The organism is Streptomyces sp. SX-6, assembly GCF_059089585.1.
On the sequence record NZ_JBTHHU010000027.1, the window covers coordinates 92215 to 106179 of the forward strand.

A 13965-nucleotide genomic window follows, 5' to 3' on the forward strand; every position below is an offset into this window, starting at 1 on the left:
ACCGTCCCCCCTGCGTCGCTCCCGAGGCTACGCGGCGTTCGCCAGGGTTGGACCGTGCGTAACGAAACTTCCCCGCTCGCGAGTGACGAGCCCCCACACATCAGCTGCATCACCTGCGCAGGGCTCAAGATCGCCAAGGCCACGGCCTGGCGGTTCAAGGACCTGGACGGTACGCAGCGAGCGATCGAGGAACTCGCGGCGCATTGGCGCCAGGTGCATGAGGGCCGCACCGGATGACTGCGGACTGCCCGCACCTGGAGCCCGGTTGGGCGGAAGCAGACGGCATCAGGGCATCCGGTTACTACAACCACAATGTACGGGTCGATCACGGCGGTGGGTCCGTGCTGGTGCGGATTCCCATTCCCGGGGCAGCCCCGATGGACCTCGCCATCTGGCCCGAGTACATGATCCTCGCGGCAGTGGGGCCGTACGTGCGTAACGTTCCGCGTCTCCTGCATGTCAGCACCGATCCGCGGTTTCAGATCCACGAATTCATCGACGGGCAGGTCCTCGAGGAGCTGGCGCCTCGCGGTACGCCCGTTCCCCCGCATGTGGCGGACGACGTCGTGCGGTTTTTCGCCGAGACCGTGGATGTGCCATGGGCGGCCCTTCCGCCGCTGCCTGCGGACTGGCCTGAGGACGGTGACACCAGGACCTTCGCTCAGCGCTTGTCCGATGTGACGCTGGGTGTCCACAAGAGCCATGTGAACGACTACGCCGACCTGTTCGACAGGCTTGGGTTTCCGGTGGATCCGCTGGCTCCCGTTCTCGAAGGCTGGGCCGGGCTGCACAGTCGTCCGTTCGGCTTGCTGCATGCGGACGTGCATCGGAAGAACCTGGTCGTGCGAGCCGGGCAGACGGTCTTTCTCGACTGGGAGCTGGCCCTGTGGGGCGACCCCGTGTACGAACTTGCCGTGCATCTCCACAAGATGGACTACCTGCCGCAGGAAGAAACCGAGGTGGTGAAGGGGTGGGCGGGGGTGCTGGGGGATCGTGCTGTGGGATGGCAGGACGACATGGCGCGGTACCTGACGCATGAGCGCATCAAGTCCGCTGTCGTGGACACCGTCCGCTACACCGGGGAGATGGCCGTCGACTGGGACGACGAGCAGCGGCGGCGGACCTTCTGCGGGCGGCTCGCGCGGAAAGTGAACCGCGCCCGGCGTTGCTGGGGCCTGACCGAACCGTTGGCCGCTTCGGCTGTGGAGACGGCCGTTGCGGCGTGGCGCACGGCTGGCGGTACGTGCGGAGTGGGGTGAGCATGGGAGTCGGAGCAGTCTGTGTGAAGGAGGGCTGTCCGATGACCGGTACGAAGAACTGGGACGTCAGGATCGCCATCACGGAGACCGACAGCATGGTCAGGGCCGAGGCAACGCTCGGCGGCCAGGAATCGGGGCCGATGGTCGGCGAGGGGACCGCTCGCTGCAATCCGGCCGACGAGAACGTCCCCTCGATCGGGGACGAGCTGGCGAGTGCCCGTGCTTTGTCGTCTCTGTGTCATCAGTTGCTGCATGCCGCGGCGACGGATATCGAGGCGCATACGCATAAACCTGTGGAGCGGCTGGTGATCTGAACACGGTCCGAACACGGTCGGAGTGGCACCGACATGCGCCTGCCGCGTACGCGTGTCAGCGTGGTGGGCGGAAGGTGTCCGTCGTGCCGTGTGCAGGGAGGTTGCTGTGACCGGGACCAAGAGCTGGGACATTCATATCGCCATCAGCGAGCATGATCACAAGGTCACCGCAGAGGCCAGGCTCAGTGGCAAGGATCCGGGGGCGATGGTCGGCGAGGGGACGGCGCGATGTCATCCGGCGGATGAGAACGTGCCGGGCATCGGCGACGAGTTGGCTGTCGCACGCGCGCTGCACCGGCTCGCGGATCAGCTGGTGGACATTGCGATCAAGGACATCGAGTCGCACACGCACGAGAAGGTGCATGGGCTGAGCGAGACGTGAGGAGCGGTGCTCCGGCCGCGTAATGGACGTACTCGCGGACGAGCCGGAAGCCGGCCGCCGCGGCGAGGTGGCGGCTGGGGTGGTTGTCGCGGGAGCAGGTCCAACTCGGTGTCCTGCTCCGGGCGTTGATGTCCGTGCAGAGCGCGGTGACGCAGGCGAGCGCGAGGCTGTGGCCTCGGTGGTCGGGCAGGGTGGCTACGGCGAGGTCCTCGTGGCGGGCGCCGAGGAAGTAAGTACAGGCGAGGGAGAGCAGCCGGCCGTCGCGGAAGGCGCCGCGGGTGCGGCCGGAACGCGCGAGCCCGGCGGGGCCGCCCCAGCTCTCGGTGAGCCACGCGAGGTCGGGGCCGAGGGCGCGCAGGTGCGGGACGTCGGCGAGGGTGAGGCGGCGTACGGTCACGCCGGGTGGCACGGGGCGCCGGACAGCGGTGTCGTGGAGCCACACCATGCGCTCCCACGGCACGATGCGGTCGAAGGCGGCGCCGAGGAGCGGCAGGAAGCGGTCGGGGGCCGCGAACCAGCTGCGCGCCAGTGGCGCGAGGCCGGCGGGGGCCAGGACGCGCGGGTCGCCGCCGAGCAGGACATGCCCGGCACAGGCGACCGCGCCCGCCCTGGCCTCGTACGGGTCGTCGGCCCACCAGCAGCCCGTGCCCGTCGCACGGGTGTGGTCGGTGAGGGAGCCGAGACCGGGACCGGAGGGGAACCAGGCCGCCCAGGGCCCGGCGGACGGGACGGCGTGGGGCGACAGTTCGATCACGGGGCTCCGTTCCGGTGCGTAAGGGGGTGGTGGGGCGTCAGCGGCCGCCGGGCTTTTTACCGTGGTTCGCGCTCTTCTTGCGGCGGGCTTTCTTCTTCCGGGCGCGCTTCGACATGGGATTCCTTCGTTCGGGTCAGTGGGACGTCGGGGGAGTCAAGCGGTCTTGCCGACGCCGACCAGCTGGTCGGCGGCCTTGCACAGGCGGCGCACCGTGCGCTCCTCCAGCGCGACGGGCGCGGCGGGGGAGAGGGCGGTGCGGTCGTAGTACGCGCCGGGGACGAGCTCGGTGGCCGGGTCGCAGAGGCGGACGACGCGTGCGGCACCCTCGGCGGCGGTGTCGCCCGCGTGCGCGTACAGGGGCAGCAGCGGGGTCTCGCACACGCCCGGGTGGACGCTGACGGACGTCCACGTGGCGGTGGCGCGAGCCATGATCGTCAGGGCGAGCTGGGACTGGGCGTAGGCGGCGACGCGGGAGTAGCGGCGGGCGCGGTTGAGGTCGTTCCAGGAGATCGAGGCCGTGCGGTGCATGGAGGACGACACGTTGATCACGCGGCTGCCGGGACGGGCGGACAGTGGCCCGGAGAGCTCGTGGGTGAGCAGGTAGGCGGCGAGGAAGTTGACCTGGAGGGCGATCTCGTTGCCGTCGGGGGTCAGGGTGCGGCGCTCCGGGGCGGCCACGGCGGCGTTGTTGACCAGGACGTCGAGGACGGGGTGGCGGTCGGCGACGTGGGCGGCCATGGCGCGTACCTCCTCGAGGCGGGAGAAGTCCGCGACGGCGAGGTCCAGCAGCTTCTCGTCGGCGCCCGCGGCGACGAGACGGGTGACGGCGTCCTGGCCGGAGGCGGCGTCCGGGGCGTGGACGACGACCGTGTCGCCGCGTTCGGCGAGCAGGCGGGCGGTCTCCCAGCCGATGCCGGAGGTGGCGCCCGTGACGAGGGCGGTACGGGAGGTAGGCGAGACAGCTGGCGGCATGGTGATCCACTCCGGGATGCGGGAAAGCGGCGGCACACCGCGGGAGCGGGGCCGGCCGGGCGAACGGGAGTCGCCACCGGCCGCGTTGGGGAAGCGGCGGCGGGCGGGGGAAGAACGCGGTGGGTGCTATCGCACCTATCGCACCGCGAGCGAACAGCGCGCAGGACTCGGCGACGCCGTATGAGGCGGCCGGTCGTCGTGGCGCGGAAGGCTGTTCACGAGGTTTATCCAAGGAGAGGCCCGGCCCGGCGGCAAGAGGCCTGCGCCGTCCCTGATGCCGCCCTAACGCACCTCACTCCAATGGGCGTATTTGCGGTGACATGTTCGATGGAGAGTGGTTTGATTTACACGGTTCAGTCCACAATTCGGGTGAATTGAGGTGCCGTGAGTGTGGCGCACTTGCCTGCGCGGGATTGATCTGTAGATACCGGCACGCCACCAGGCCGTGCCCATGGGATTAGGGGAGTGTTTCCATGACCACTTCGGAATCCGAACGGAGCTGTCCCTTCCGTCACGATGAAGCCCTGGAACCAGACCCCTTCATGGCCCGCATGAGGAACGAGGCCCCCATCGCCCGCGTCCGCATGCCGTACGGCGAGGGCGAGTGCTGGCTGGTCACCCGGTACGAGGACGTGCGCACGGTCACGCAGGACCGCCGCTTCAGCCGGGCCGCGCTGATCGGACGGGACTTCCCGCGCATCACCCCGGCCCCGATCGCCCAGTCCGAGGCGATCAACCTGATGGACCCGCCCTCGCTGAGCAGGCTGCGCCGCCTGGTCACCAAGGGGTTCAGCAACCACCAGGTCGAGGAGCTCAGACCGAAGACCCAGCAGGTGGTCGACGGACTGCTGGACGAGATGGCCGAGGACGGCTCGCCGGCCGACGTCGCGCACCACCTCGCGGGGAAGCTGCCGCTGATGACGATCTGCGAGCTGCTGGAAGTCGCTCCGGAGGAGCGGACACAGCTGCGGAAGTGGGCGATGGCCATGATGTCCATGGCGCCCTCCGAGAAGGAGAAGGCGGCCGAGGCCAAGGCCGGACTCCGGGAGTACTTCGCCGAGTTGACCGCGGAGCGGCGCAGCAATCCGGGCAGCGACCTGCTCAGCTCGCTGGCCACGGCGCGGGTCGACGGGGAGACGCTCGACGACAAGGAGCTAGCCGTCATGGGCATGCTCCTGCTGGTCACGGGCCATGACACCAGCACGTACGAGATCTCCAACATCATCTACACCCTGCTCACCCACCCCGAGCACCTGGATCAACTCCGTTCCCGGCCCGAATTGTTGCCCCAGGCGATCGAGGAGCTGCTGCGTTTCATCCCGTTCCGGCAGGGCGTGGGGATTCCCCGAGTCGCCCTGGAGGACGTCCAGTTCGACGGCGTCACCATCCGCAAGGGGGACACGGTCCATGTGTCGTACCTGTGCGCCAACCGCGACGAGCTCGCCTACGAGCGGCCGGACGAGCTCGACTTCGAGCGCGAGGAGCCCGCGCCGCACATGACCTTCGGGCACGGCCAGCACCACTGCCTGGGCTCGCACCTGGCCCGTATGGAGCTCCAGATCGCCATCGGCACGCTGCTCGACCGCTTCCCGAGGCTGCACCTGGCGGTGCCGCCGGAGGAGGTCGAGTGGAACACCGTGTCGATCTGGCGCTACCCGCTCGCCCTGCCGGTCGCCTGGTGAGGGGGTTGTCATGGCAACTCTGTGCAGACCGGCCATTGCCGTCCCCGAGCACATCATCACCAGGGAGCAGACCCTGGAGCTCGCGCGGACCCTGCACGCCGACCACCCTCAGCTGGAGCTCGCGCTCCGGCTGATCGGCAACACCGGTGTGCAGACACGGCACTTGGTGCAGCCGATCGAGGACACGCTCAGGCATCCCGGGTTCACCGCGCGGAACAACCGGTACGAGGCGGAGGCCAAGGCGCGGGTGCCGGATGTGGTGCGCCGGGCGCTGGACCACGCGGAACTCACCGTGCGCGAGATCGACATGATCGTGTACGTGTCCTGTACAGGCTTCATGATGCCGTCGATGACCGCGTGGCTCATCAACACCATGGGCTTCAGGAACGAGACCCGTCAGCTCCCCATCGCGCAGCTCGGCTGTGCGGCGGGGGGCGCGGCGATCAACCGGGCGCACGACTTCTGCAGCGCCTATCCCGGGGCCAATGTGCTGATCGTGTGCTGCGAGTTCTGCTCGCTGCTCTACCAGCCGACGGACCTCGGGGTCGGGAACCTGCTCTCCAACGGGCTGTTCGGCGACGGCCTGGCCGCGGCCGTGGTGCGCGGCAAGGGCGGCACCGGGGTACGGCTCGAGCGCAACGGCTCGCACCTGGTGCCGGACACCGAGGAGTGGATCTCCTACGGGGTGCGGGACACCGGCTTCCACTTCATCCTGGACAAGCGCGTCCCCGGCACGATGGCGATGCTCGCGCCCGCGATGCGGGACATGGCGGAGCCGTACGACTGGGACGTCTCCCGGCTGGACTTCTACATCGTGCACGCGGGCGGGCCGCGCATCCTGGACGACCTCAGCCGCTTCCTCGATCTGGAGCAGGAAACGTTTCGCTACAGCCGGGCGACGCTGACCGAGCGCGGCAACATCGCGAGCGCGGTCATCTTCGACGCGCTGGAACGCCTTTGGGCGGACGGAGGGGCGGAGCATGCGGCCCGCGGGGTCATCGCCGGGTTCGGGCCCGGCATCACGGCCGAGATCGCGCTGGGGACCTGGGTACGCGAACCCGACGGGCACGAAGGACAGGCACGACGGCAGGCTCGCACGAAGGCCGGCGGGAACGGTGGTGAGAAGACCACGGTGCCCGCCGGCCGTCGGTGAGGAGGGGAGCGCAGGTCGCCATGAGGTGACCTGCGCCTTCTCCTGTCATCAGAGGTATGTCAGAGGTATGTCATCAGAGGTCGAATTCCGACGGGTTGATGCCCAGCGCGAAGCACGCCTCGCGCACCACCGCCTGCTCCGTCTTGTCGAAGTCGCCGTCGGCACCGCCGATGACAATGCCGATCTGAATCACGGCACGCGCTTCCGTCGGCTTCTTGTGCACCTTGCCGATCGTCTGCAGCAGGCTCACCTTGCCGAAGTCGAAGTCGGCGGCGAGCTTCTGGCAGTACTCGGTGAAACGCGTGTGCAGATCGTCCGCGGGGAAGTTCTGCAGGACCTCGTTGGTGGCGATCAGTGAGGCGACGCGCTGCCGTTCCGAGGCGTCGACCGTGCCGTCCGCCGCCGCCACCAGGGCGCACATCGCCATGCTCGCATCGCGGAACGCCCCGCTCTTCAGCTCGTTCCGCTTCGCCAACAGCTGGCCCTGCATCGTCGTGGCCGAATCCTTGAGCCGGTCCCAGAGCGCCATGTGCCTTGTCTCCCTCGTGAATACGGGCGTGCACTGGCAGAACTGTTCCGGAGGTAAAGAAGTTCCCAAGAAAGAGAAAAGCGGAATCAGGGGATCGGCAGCGGCTCCAGAGCCATCGGGCGGACCTTGCCCTCCATCATCGCGCCCAGCCCGAGCACCGAGCAGTGGTCGGGGTCGTTCGCGATGTGGACGACCATGCCCGTCGCGTCCTCGATCATCTTGTCGAGCCCCGGCAGCAGGGCGCTGCCGCCCGCGAGCATCACGCCGCGCGTGCCGAGGTCGGCCACGAGGTCCGGCGGGCTCTCGCGCAGGACGCGCCCCATGGCGTCGAGGATGACGGTGAGCGGGGTCTGGATCGCGTCGCGGACGTTGGCCGCGCTCACCAGCACGGTGCGCGAGAGGCCGGTGGCCACGTCGCGGCCGCGGACCTCCGTCTCCGTGCCGCCGCCCGCGATACGGTCCGCGCGCAGGGCCAGGTGCAGCGGATAGAGGCCCTGGGTCGGCAGCATCAACTCGTGCTCGCTGCGCAGGTGCTGGACCACCGCGTAATCGATCGCGTCGCCGCCCACCTGGACCTTCTCCGCGGCCACGATGGACCCCAGGGACAGCACCGCCACCTGGGTCGACGCCGCGCCGCAGACGACGATCATCGTCGCCTCGGGCAGCTCCACCGGCAGCCCGCACCCGACGGCCGCCGCCACCAGGGTGTCCACCAGCTCCACACGCCGCGCGCCGAGCCCCGTCAGGGTCTCCACCGCCGCGCGCTGCGCGATCGGCTCGGCGTCGTGCGGCACGCACACGGCGGCCCGCAGCAGCGGCTTGCGCCGCCAGGCCCGGCGGATCTTGTCGCTGACGAGGAAGCGCAGCATGCGCTGCGCCATGTCGATGTCGACGACCGTGCCGCCCGAGATCGGCCGGACGACCCGGATGTGCGCGGGGGTGCGCCCGGCCATGCCTTCGGCGAGGGCGCCCACCGCGATCAGCGAGCCCGTCTTGGAGTTGACGGCGGCGATGCTGGGCTCGTCCACGATCAGCCCGGTGTCCCGGAGGTAGATCCGGGTCCGGGACGCGCCGAGGTCGACGGCGATGGTGCAGCGGCCCAGCTGCTGGAGGCTGAGGGACATGCGAATCCTCCCGTTGGGGCCGATCCTCCCGATCCTCCCCTTGGCCCGTGGGGGCCGATCTTCCCCTTGGGGGGCCGACGGATGGCATATGGGGCTGCCGTCCGGCGGCCTTGCCGTCATCGTGCGCAGGCGCGGTGCCGCGCTGCCTGTTGGAGTGGGCCGCATGGGGGAGTCGCGGGCGTGTCGGCGCGGCGGGCGGAGACTGACACCCCCGTGGCCTGTCTCCGCCCGCCGACCACACGTCCGTGAGTCTGCCAGTGGGGTCTGACAACGGCGCTGACCAGCGATTTCTTCATACGGGCGGCCTTCGCCCGGGATGGGGCCTACGCTCGGATACATGAGCGAACCGGTCGCATGGCAGGTCGCCGACAGCACACGCGCCTGCGGCCACCTGGGTGAGGCGGTGCCCGGGGTGGCGCCGAGCACCACCAAGGGGTGCGAGGACTGCCTGCGCATCGGCAGCACCTGGGTGCATCTGCGCAAGTGCCTCATCTGTGGCCACGTGGGCTGCTGCGACAGCTCGCCGCACTCCCACGCGACCGCGCACGCGCGCGAGAACGCCGGGCACGACCTCGTCCAGTCCTTCGAGCCGGGCGAGGAGTGGGCCTGGTGCTACGCCGACGAGGTCCTGCTGCAGCCGTCCGACGGACGCTAAGACGCCGGCCCGGAAATGCGTCAACTGCCGTCCCCCAAAAGGGCAGCGGCAATTGTCCTTGGCAATCGAGAATGCCCGGAACGCAGCACTCGTGGTCTTCGCGGCCACCACCATCCCTGGCGTGCATCCCGGCGCAAACGCGACGCCCATGTAGCGACAGGAACACCCTGAGTGCACGTGCATCGGCCAATGCAGAAGCACATGAAGCGGCGTTATGATCCTGGGAAGCAAGGAAGTTGCCATCCCTGAATCCATCAACGGGGATGCGCTCTGCGAAGATCCGGGAGACTCCAGTGCCCCAGGCGTACAACGGCATGGTTGCATCGGGTATCGAAGATGCCGTCTGGCGGAAGAGTCAGCACTCCAACTCCCAGGGCGCGTGCGTGGAGTTCGCGAAGTTGCCGGGTGGCGGGGTCGCTGTGCGCAACTCCCGCCACCCGGATGGCCCCGCTCTCATCTACACCCCCGCGGAGATCGAGGCCATGCTCCTCGGGATCAAAGACGGTGAATTCGACTACCTGGTAAGCGATTAGCTCCCGTATCGCCTATTCGCGCGGCAGCCGGAACAGCGCCCATACGACTTTGCCGTGGAGCGCGCCGGCGAGCGGATGCCAGCCCCAGGCGTCGCTGAAGGACTCGACCAGGAGCAGCCCGCGGCCGTGCTCGTCCCCCGCGTCCGCCTCGCCCGCGACGGGGCTGTCCGCACTGGGGTCGCGCACGGCGCACACCAGTCGTGAGGTCCAGCGCATCAAGTGCAGCCGTATCGGCGGTTCGTAGTCGGCGGTGAGGCTGTCGGGCGGCAGCGCGTAGCGCATGGAGTTGGTCACGAGCTCGGAGACGACCAGCGCGACGTCGTCGAAGAGGCTCTGGATCCCCCACTGGCCGAGTGTGGCCCGGGTGAACCTCCGCGCCGTACGCACCGCTTCGAAACGTGGAGGGAGCGCACAGGATGCGGAGTTGGATACCGCGGATGTGTCGATCCTGGGCAGCCCTCGCCAGACCGGGGAGAGCACAGTCGATCCTTCGGTACCCATCCGAGGCACTCCTGCAATCGTGGACGTGGCAGTGCACGTGTGCGTGCCCCATGGTTCCGAATGCGTAGGGCGGATGCAAGGGCAGATGCACGTGCACGAGGGGGATTTGGGGGCGCACAGGAGGGTTGGAGGGCAATTCTTCCTACGCCCCGTGCGGTAGTGCTCCCCCGACGCTCCCTTCCATGGCCGGTATCCGTGACCGTACGAGCACGCAACGGACCCCAAAGGTGGCAGACTTCGGCGCCAGAGGCAGCGGGGGTCGCCTCCAGAAGGGTCGGCACGGTCAACACCGGGAACAGGACCGGAGGAAGGGTCGCAGAGAGATGGCCACGAGCGAGTCGAACGGTTCGGTGGTACGCCGCATACTTCTCGGCTCCCAGCTCAGGAGGCTGCGCGAGTCGCGGGGCATCACAAGGGAAGCGGCCGGCTACTCGATCCGTGCGTCCGAATCGAAGATCAGCCGCATGGAGTTGGGGCGGGTGAGCTTCAAGACGCGTGATGTGGAAGACCTGCTGACGCTCTACGGGATCACACAGGAAGTGGAGCGTGACGCACTGCTGGGACTGGCGCGGGAGGCCAACATCGCGGGCTGGTGGCACAGCTATGGCGACGTCCTGCCCAGCTGGTTCCAGACGTATGTGGGCCTCGAGGGTGCCGCCTCGGACATCGGGATCTACGAGGTGCAGTTCGTGCACGGCCTGCTCCAGACCGAGGGCTACGCGCACGCCGTGGTGGTCCGCGGCCAGCCCACGGCCGACAATGCCGAGATCGAGCGCCGCGTCTCGCTGCGCATGGAGCGCCAGAAACTGCTGTTCTCCGAGCGCGCCCCCGCCTTCCACGCGGTCCTGGACGAGGCCGCGCTGCGCCGCCCGTACGGCAGCGCGTCCGTCATGCGCGGTCAGCTCCAGCACCTGATCGACCTCTCCGAGCAGCCCAATGTGACCCTCCAGGTGATGCCCTTCGAGCACGGCGGACACGCCGGTGAGAGCGGCGCCTTCACCGTGCTGCGCTTCCCGGAGTCGGACCTGCCGGACGTGGTGTACGTGGAGCAGCTCACCGGTGCGCTCTACCTCGACAAAGCCGAGGAAGTCGCGCAGTACGCACAGGTGTTGGACCGGCTGCGGGCCGACAGTCTCCCGCCCGCCGAAACGCGTGACCTCATCCGCCGTCACCTTCAAGTCACCTGATACATCAGTACGATGACGCCCAGTCGGCAAGTCTGAATCCGTGTGGGTCGACGAGGCCCCACACCCCGCAGACAGGGATGGTGCATGTCGTACTCCTCCTACTTCAGCGATCTGGCGTGCCAGTACATCGACGGCGAGTGGCGCACCGGAACGGGCTCCTGGGACATCGTCAACTTCAATCCCTACGACGGGGCGAAGCTGTCCTCCATCACGGTGGCCAGCGTGGACGAGATCGACCAGGCATACCGCGCCGCCGAGCGCGCCCAGTCGGCCTGGGCGCGCATCAATCCGTACGCACGCCGGCTCGTCTTCGAACGAGCGATACGCATCATCGACGAGCGGGAGGCCGACCTGGCCGCCGCGATCATCGCCGAGTGCGGAGGGACGGGCACCAAGGCGGCTTTCGAGCTGCACCTGGCGCGTGAGTTCCTGCGTGAGGCGGTTCAGCTGGCGCTGAGAGCCGAGGGCCGTATCCTGCCGTCCCCGGACGACACCAAGGAGAACCGCCTCTACCGGCTGCCGGTGGGTGTGGTCGGGGTGATCAGCCCGTTCAACTTCCCCTTCCTGCTGTCGGTCAAGTCGGTGGCGGCGGCGCTCGCCCTGGGCAACGCGGTGGTGCTCAAGCCGCACCAGAACACGCCTGTGTGCGGCGGCGGGCTGGTCGCCAAGGTGCTGGAGGACGCCGGGCTGCCGGGCGGGGTGCTGAACGTCGTGGTGACCGACATCGCGGAGATCGGTGACGCGCTCCTCGAGCACCCGGTACCGAAGGTCATCTCCTTCACCGGCTCCGACCGGGTCGGGCGGCATGTGGCCACGGTCGCCGCCGCGCGCTTCAAGCGGGTCGTGCTGGAGCTGGGCGGCAACAGCGCGCTGGTCGTCCTCGACGACGCCGACGTGGACTACGCGGTGGACGCCGCTGTTTTCAGCCGTTTCATTCACCAGGGGCAGGCCTGCATGGCCGCCAACAGGCTGCTGGTCCACCGGTCGCTGGAGGCGGAGTTCACCGAGAAGTTCGTCGCCAGGGTCAAGGCCCTCAAGGTCGGCGACCCCGCCGATCCGGCTACTCATATCGGCCCGCTCATCAACAGCAGCCAGGCCGAGGCCATTACGGCGATCGTGGACCAGGCGGTCGCCGCGGGGGCGACGGCGGTCCTCCGCGGGAAGACCGAGGGCACGCTCGTGGAACCGTCCGTCCTGACCGCCATCCCGGAGGGTGCGGCGGTACTGAGGCAGGAGATCTTCGGACCGGTCGCGCTGATCATCCCCTTCGAGGAGGAGGACGAGGCGGTACGGATCGCCAACGCGACGCCCTTCGGGCTGAGCGGGTCCGTGCACACCGGCGACATCGAGCGCGGGGTGCGGTTCGCGCAGCGGGTCGAGACGGGGATGATGCACGTCAACGACGGAACGGTGCACGACGAGCCGATCGTGCCGTTCGGCGGGGAGAAACATTCCGGCTTGGGGCGGCTGAACGGGGACGCGATGGTGGACGCGTTCACCACGTGCAAGTGGATCTCGATTCAGCGCGGGCGCAGCAGATTTCCGTTCTGATGTAGGACGCAGGATGTCCGCATGGGGTCATAGTGTCGTCTTGCCGCAAGGCGCGGACGAATCAGACGGAGAAGAGGGGGACCCCATGCCCACACTCGTGATCGAGAACGACCCCGCGGACGAGCGCGGCACGCTGCTGGCCTTTCTGGCGGCCCAGCGCGGCGGCCTGCGGCGAGCGGTCCTCGGGCTGAGCGACGAGCAGGCGTCCGCCCGGCCGAGCGCGAGCGAGCTGTCGCTGGCCGGGCTGGTCAAGCACGCGGCCGACGCCGAGCGGATCTGGCTGTGCCATGCGCGGGGTCTGTCGACCGGGCGGGACGAGTCCAACTGGGGGGACAGCTTCCGGCTGACGGACGGCGAGACGCTGGCCGGGGTGCTGGAGGGGTGGGAGGAAGTCGCCGCGGATACGGAGGAGTTCGTGCGGTCGGCGGCGAGCCTGGAGGAGACGTTCGCGCTTCCGCCGGCGCCGTGGTTCCCGGAGAACGGGCGGGTATCCGTGCGGTGGCTCGTGCTGCACCTGATCGAGGAGCTCGCCCGGCACGCCGGGCACGCGGACATCGTGCGTGAGTCCCTTGACGGCCGTACGGCCTTCGAGCTTGTCGCGGAGGCCGCCGCCTAGGCTGTGCCGTGCAGGCAGGGCGGTGGAATGCGGAATGAGGAGACGATGTCGGCGATCCGGCTGCTGGTGCTGGGGGCGGTCCGTCAGCACGGGCGCGCGCACGGCTATCAGGTGCGGAGCGACCTCGAGTTCTGGGGTGCGCATCAGTGGTCGAACGCGAAACCGGGGTCGATCTATCACGCGCTCAAATCCATGGCGCAGCAAGGGCTGTTGATCGCGCACGACACCGCGCCGAGTGAGGCCGGCGGGCCGCCGCGTACGGAGTACGAGCTGACGGAGGCGGGGGAGGCGGAGTTCTTCCGGCTGCTGCGGGAGGCTCTCGTGTCGCACGATCAGAAGATCGACGTCCTGACGGCCGGGGTCGGCTTCATCGTGGACCTGCCGAGGGCCGAGGCGATCGCGCTGCTGAAGCGGCGCGTCGCCGCGCTGGAGGCGTGGCGCGCGGAGGTGTGGAGGGAGTGGACCCCGGGGGAGGGGGAGGACTGGGGTCATATCGGGGAGATCATGGGGGTGTGGGTGCATACGGCCGAGGCCGGGGAGCGGTGGGCCCGGGGGTTGATCGAGCGGCTGGAGGGCGGGGCGTATGTGATGGCGGGGGAGGGGGATCCCTGGGAGGGGGTTCAGTCCTCGCGGGGGGAGTGAGTGGGTTGCGGTTGGGGGGATGCTGCCCCGGCCCCGCCCTTTCACCGTTTCCTCCGGGGGCGAAGCCCCCGGGCCCCCGGTTCCCTCGGTTTTTCGGGGGGTTTTTCCCCC

18 protein-coding genes are annotated in these 13965 nt (G+C 69.0%); 12 read left to right on the forward strand and 6 right to left on the reverse strand.

Annotated elements, in window-relative coordinates; genetic code table 11:
- Positions 1-54: 54 nt before the first annotated feature.
- The 4 genes from ACV530_RS27100 to ACV530_RS27115 all read left to right on the forward strand — a co-directional run bounded on the left by ACV530_RS27100 (position 55) and on the right by ACV530_RS27115 (position 1955).
- Complete coding sequence (locus ACV530_RS27100; RefSeq protein WP_494335243.1) at positions 55-237, forward strand: hypothetical protein; 183 nt, start codon at positions 55-57, stop codon at positions 235-237.
- Entirely contained in the window at positions 234-1259 is a 1026-nt protein-coding gene (locus ACV530_RS27105; protein ID WP_494335244.1) for a phosphotransferase family protein, read from the forward strand. Before ACV530_RS27100 ends, ACV530_RS27105 begins: the two co-directional genes overlap by 4 nt.
- 41 nt (positions 1260-1300) lie before the next feature.
- The gene (locus tag ACV530_RS27110; RefSeq protein WP_494335245.1) at positions 1301-1573 is read left to right on the forward strand and encodes a DUF1876 domain-containing protein; all 273 of its coding nucleotides are present in this window, start codon (positions 1301-1303) and stop codon (positions 1571-1573) included.
- 106 nt (positions 1574-1679) lie between these two features.
- Entirely contained in the window at positions 1680-1955 is a 276-nt protein-coding gene (locus ACV530_RS27115) for a DUF1876 domain-containing protein (RefSeq protein WP_494335246.1), read from the forward strand.
- Here the strand turns inward: ACV530_RS27115 and ACV530_RS27120 are convergent.
- From ACV530_RS27120 to ACV530_RS27130, 3 genes are read right to left on the reverse strand one after another with little or no spacing between them, the layout of a single operon-like run.
- On the reverse strand, positions 1900-2709 hold the full coding sequence (locus ACV530_RS27120) for a GNAT family N-acetyltransferase (RefSeq protein ID WP_494335247.1): 810 nt from the start codon (positions 2707-2709) through the stop codon (positions 1900-1902). The two genes, ACV530_RS27115 and ACV530_RS27120, sit on opposite strands and share 56 nt — an antisense overlap.
- A 37-nt stretch (positions 2710-2746) precedes the next feature.
- Positions 2747-2824 carry a 50S ribosomal protein bL37 gene (locus tag ACV530_RS27125; RefSeq protein WP_494335261.1) on the reverse strand — a complete coding sequence of 26 codons (78 nt, stop codon included), beginning with the start codon at positions 2822-2824 and terminating at the stop codon, positions 2747-2749.
- A gap of 38 nt (positions 2825-2862) precedes the next feature.
- Positions 2863-3681 (reverse strand): SDR family NAD(P)-dependent oxidoreductase, encoded by an 819-nt coding sequence (locus ACV530_RS27130; protein ID WP_494335248.1) that lies wholly within the window; start codon positions 3679-3681, stop codon positions 2863-2865.
- A 473-nt stretch (positions 3682-4154) separates the two neighbouring features.
- On the opposite strand from ACV530_RS27130, the gene ACV530_RS27135 reads away from it, so the two are divergent.
- Complete coding sequence (locus tag ACV530_RS27135; RefSeq protein ID WP_494335249.1) at positions 4155-5363, forward strand: cytochrome P450; 1209 nt, start codon at positions 4155-4157, stop codon at positions 5361-5363.
- A gap of 10 nt (positions 5364-5373) precedes the next feature.
- Positions 5374-6516: a type III polyketide synthase gene (locus ACV530_RS27140; protein WP_494335250.1), complete on the forward strand. Its 1143-nt coding sequence runs from the start codon at positions 5374-5376 to the stop codon at positions 6514-6516.
- Between the two features lie 73 nt (positions 6517-6589).
- On the opposite strand, the gene ACV530_RS27145 is transcribed toward ACV530_RS27140, so the two are convergent.
- Both ACV530_RS27145 and ACV530_RS27150 read right to left on the reverse strand, forming a co-directional pair.
- The gene (locus ACV530_RS27145) at positions 6590-7045 is read right to left on the reverse strand and encodes a tellurite resistance TerB family protein (RefSeq protein WP_494335251.1); all 456 of its coding nucleotides are present in this window, start codon (positions 7043-7045) and stop codon (positions 6590-6592) included.
- Between the two features lie 86 nt (positions 7046-7131).
- Positions 7132-8169 carry a rod shape-determining protein gene (locus ACV530_RS27150; protein WP_494335252.1) on the reverse strand — a complete coding sequence of 346 codons (1038 nt, stop codon included), beginning with the start codon at positions 8167-8169 and terminating at the stop codon, positions 7132-7134.
- A 337-nt stretch (positions 8170-8506) separates the two neighbouring features.
- Between ACV530_RS27150 and ACV530_RS27155 the strand changes: the two genes are divergently transcribed.
- Both ACV530_RS27155 and ACV530_RS27160 read left to right on the forward strand, forming a co-directional pair.
- Positions 8507-8824: a UBP-type zinc finger domain-containing protein gene (locus ACV530_RS27155; RefSeq protein WP_494335253.1), complete on the forward strand. Its 318-nt coding sequence runs from the start codon at positions 8507-8509 to the stop codon at positions 8822-8824.
- A 293-nt stretch (positions 8825-9117) separates the two neighbouring features.
- Positions 9118-9357: a DUF397 domain-containing protein gene (locus ACV530_RS27160; protein ID WP_494335254.1), complete on the forward strand. Its 240-nt coding sequence runs from the start codon at positions 9118-9120 to the stop codon at positions 9355-9357.
- A gap of 12 nt (positions 9358-9369) precedes the next feature.
- On the opposite strand, the gene ACV530_RS27165 is transcribed toward ACV530_RS27160, so the two are convergent.
- Entirely contained in the window at positions 9370-9858 is a 489-nt protein-coding gene (locus ACV530_RS27165) for an ATP-binding protein (RefSeq protein WP_494335255.1), read from the reverse strand.
- 323 nt (positions 9859-10181) lie between these two features.
- Between ACV530_RS27165 and ACV530_RS27170 the strand changes: the two genes are divergently transcribed.
- The 4 genes from ACV530_RS27170 to ACV530_RS27185 all read left to right on the forward strand — a co-directional run bounded on the left by ACV530_RS27170 (position 10182) and on the right by ACV530_RS27185 (position 13854).
- Positions 10182-11045: a Sco1979 family transcriptional regulator gene (locus ACV530_RS27170; RefSeq protein WP_494335256.1), complete on the forward strand. Its 864-nt coding sequence runs from the start codon at positions 10182-10184 to the stop codon at positions 11043-11045.
- Positions 11046-11129: 84 nt separating this feature from the next.
- Positions 11130-12596 carry an aldehyde dehydrogenase family protein gene (locus ACV530_RS27175; protein ID WP_494335257.1) on the forward strand — a complete coding sequence of 489 codons (1467 nt, stop codon included), beginning with the start codon at positions 11130-11132 and terminating at the stop codon, positions 12594-12596.
- 85 nt (positions 12597-12681) lie between these two features.
- On the forward strand, positions 12682-13212 hold the full coding sequence (locus ACV530_RS27180) for a DinB family protein (protein WP_494335258.1): 531 nt from the start codon (positions 12682-12684) through the stop codon (positions 13210-13212).
- A 45-nt stretch (positions 13213-13257) separates the two neighbouring features.
- The gene (locus ACV530_RS27185; RefSeq protein ID WP_494335262.1) at positions 13258-13854 is read left to right on the forward strand and encodes a PadR family transcriptional regulator; all 597 of its coding nucleotides are present in this window, start codon (positions 13258-13260) and stop codon (positions 13852-13854) included.
- Positions 13855-13965 lie beyond the last annotated feature (111 nt).

Bases quoted from the DNA above. Each gene is read 5' to 3' on its own strand.
- ACV530_RS27105 (WP_494335244.1), top strand. From the start codon at position 234: ATGACTGCGGACTGCCCGCACCTGGAGCCCGGTTGGGCGGAAGCAGAC.
- ACV530_RS27110 (WP_494335245.1), top strand. From the start codon at position 1,301: ATGACCGGTACGAAGAACTGGGACGTCAGGATCGCCATCACGGAGACC.
- ACV530_RS27125 (WP_494335261.1), bottom strand. From the start codon at position 2,824: ATGTCGAAGCGCGCCCGGAAGAAGAAAGCCCGCCGCAAGAAGAGCGCG.
- ACV530_RS27130 (WP_494335248.1), bottom strand. From the start codon at position 3,681: ATGCCGCCAGCTGTCTCGCCTACCTCCCGTACCGCCCTCGTCACGGGC.
- ACV530_RS27135 (WP_494335249.1), top strand. From the start codon at position 4,155: ATGACCACTTCGGAATCCGAACGGAGCTGTCCCTTCCGTCACGATGAA.
- ACV530_RS27140 (WP_494335250.1), top strand. From the start codon at position 5,374: ATGGCAACTCTGTGCAGACCGGCCATTGCCGTCCCCGAGCACATCATC.
- ACV530_RS27145 (WP_494335251.1), bottom strand. From the start codon at position 7,045: ATGGCGCTCTGGGACCGGCTCAAGGATTCGGCCACGACGATGCAGGGC.
- ACV530_RS27150 (WP_494335252.1), bottom strand. From the start codon at position 8,169: ATGTCCCTCAGCCTCCAGCAGCTGGGCCGCTGCACCATCGCCGTCGAC.
- ACV530_RS27155 (WP_494335253.1), top strand. From the start codon at position 8,507: ATGAGCGAACCGGTCGCATGGCAGGTCGCCGACAGCACACGCGCCTGC.
- ACV530_RS27165 (WP_494335255.1), bottom strand. From the start codon at position 9,858: ATGGGTACCGAAGGATCGACTGTGCTCTCCCCGGTCTGGCGAGGGCTG.
- ACV530_RS27170 (WP_494335256.1), top strand. From the start codon at position 10,182: ATGGCCACGAGCGAGTCGAACGGTTCGGTGGTACGCCGCATACTTCTC.
- ACV530_RS27175 (WP_494335257.1), top strand. From the start codon at position 11,130: ATGTCGTACTCCTCCTACTTCAGCGATCTGGCGTGCCAGTACATCGAC.
- ACV530_RS27180 (WP_494335258.1), top strand. From the start codon at position 12,682: ATGCCCACACTCGTGATCGAGAACGACCCCGCGGACGAGCGCGGCACG.
- ACV530_RS27185 (WP_494335262.1), top strand. From the start codon at position 13,258: ATGTCGGCGATCCGGCTGCTGGTGCTGGGGGCGGTCCGTCAGCACGGG.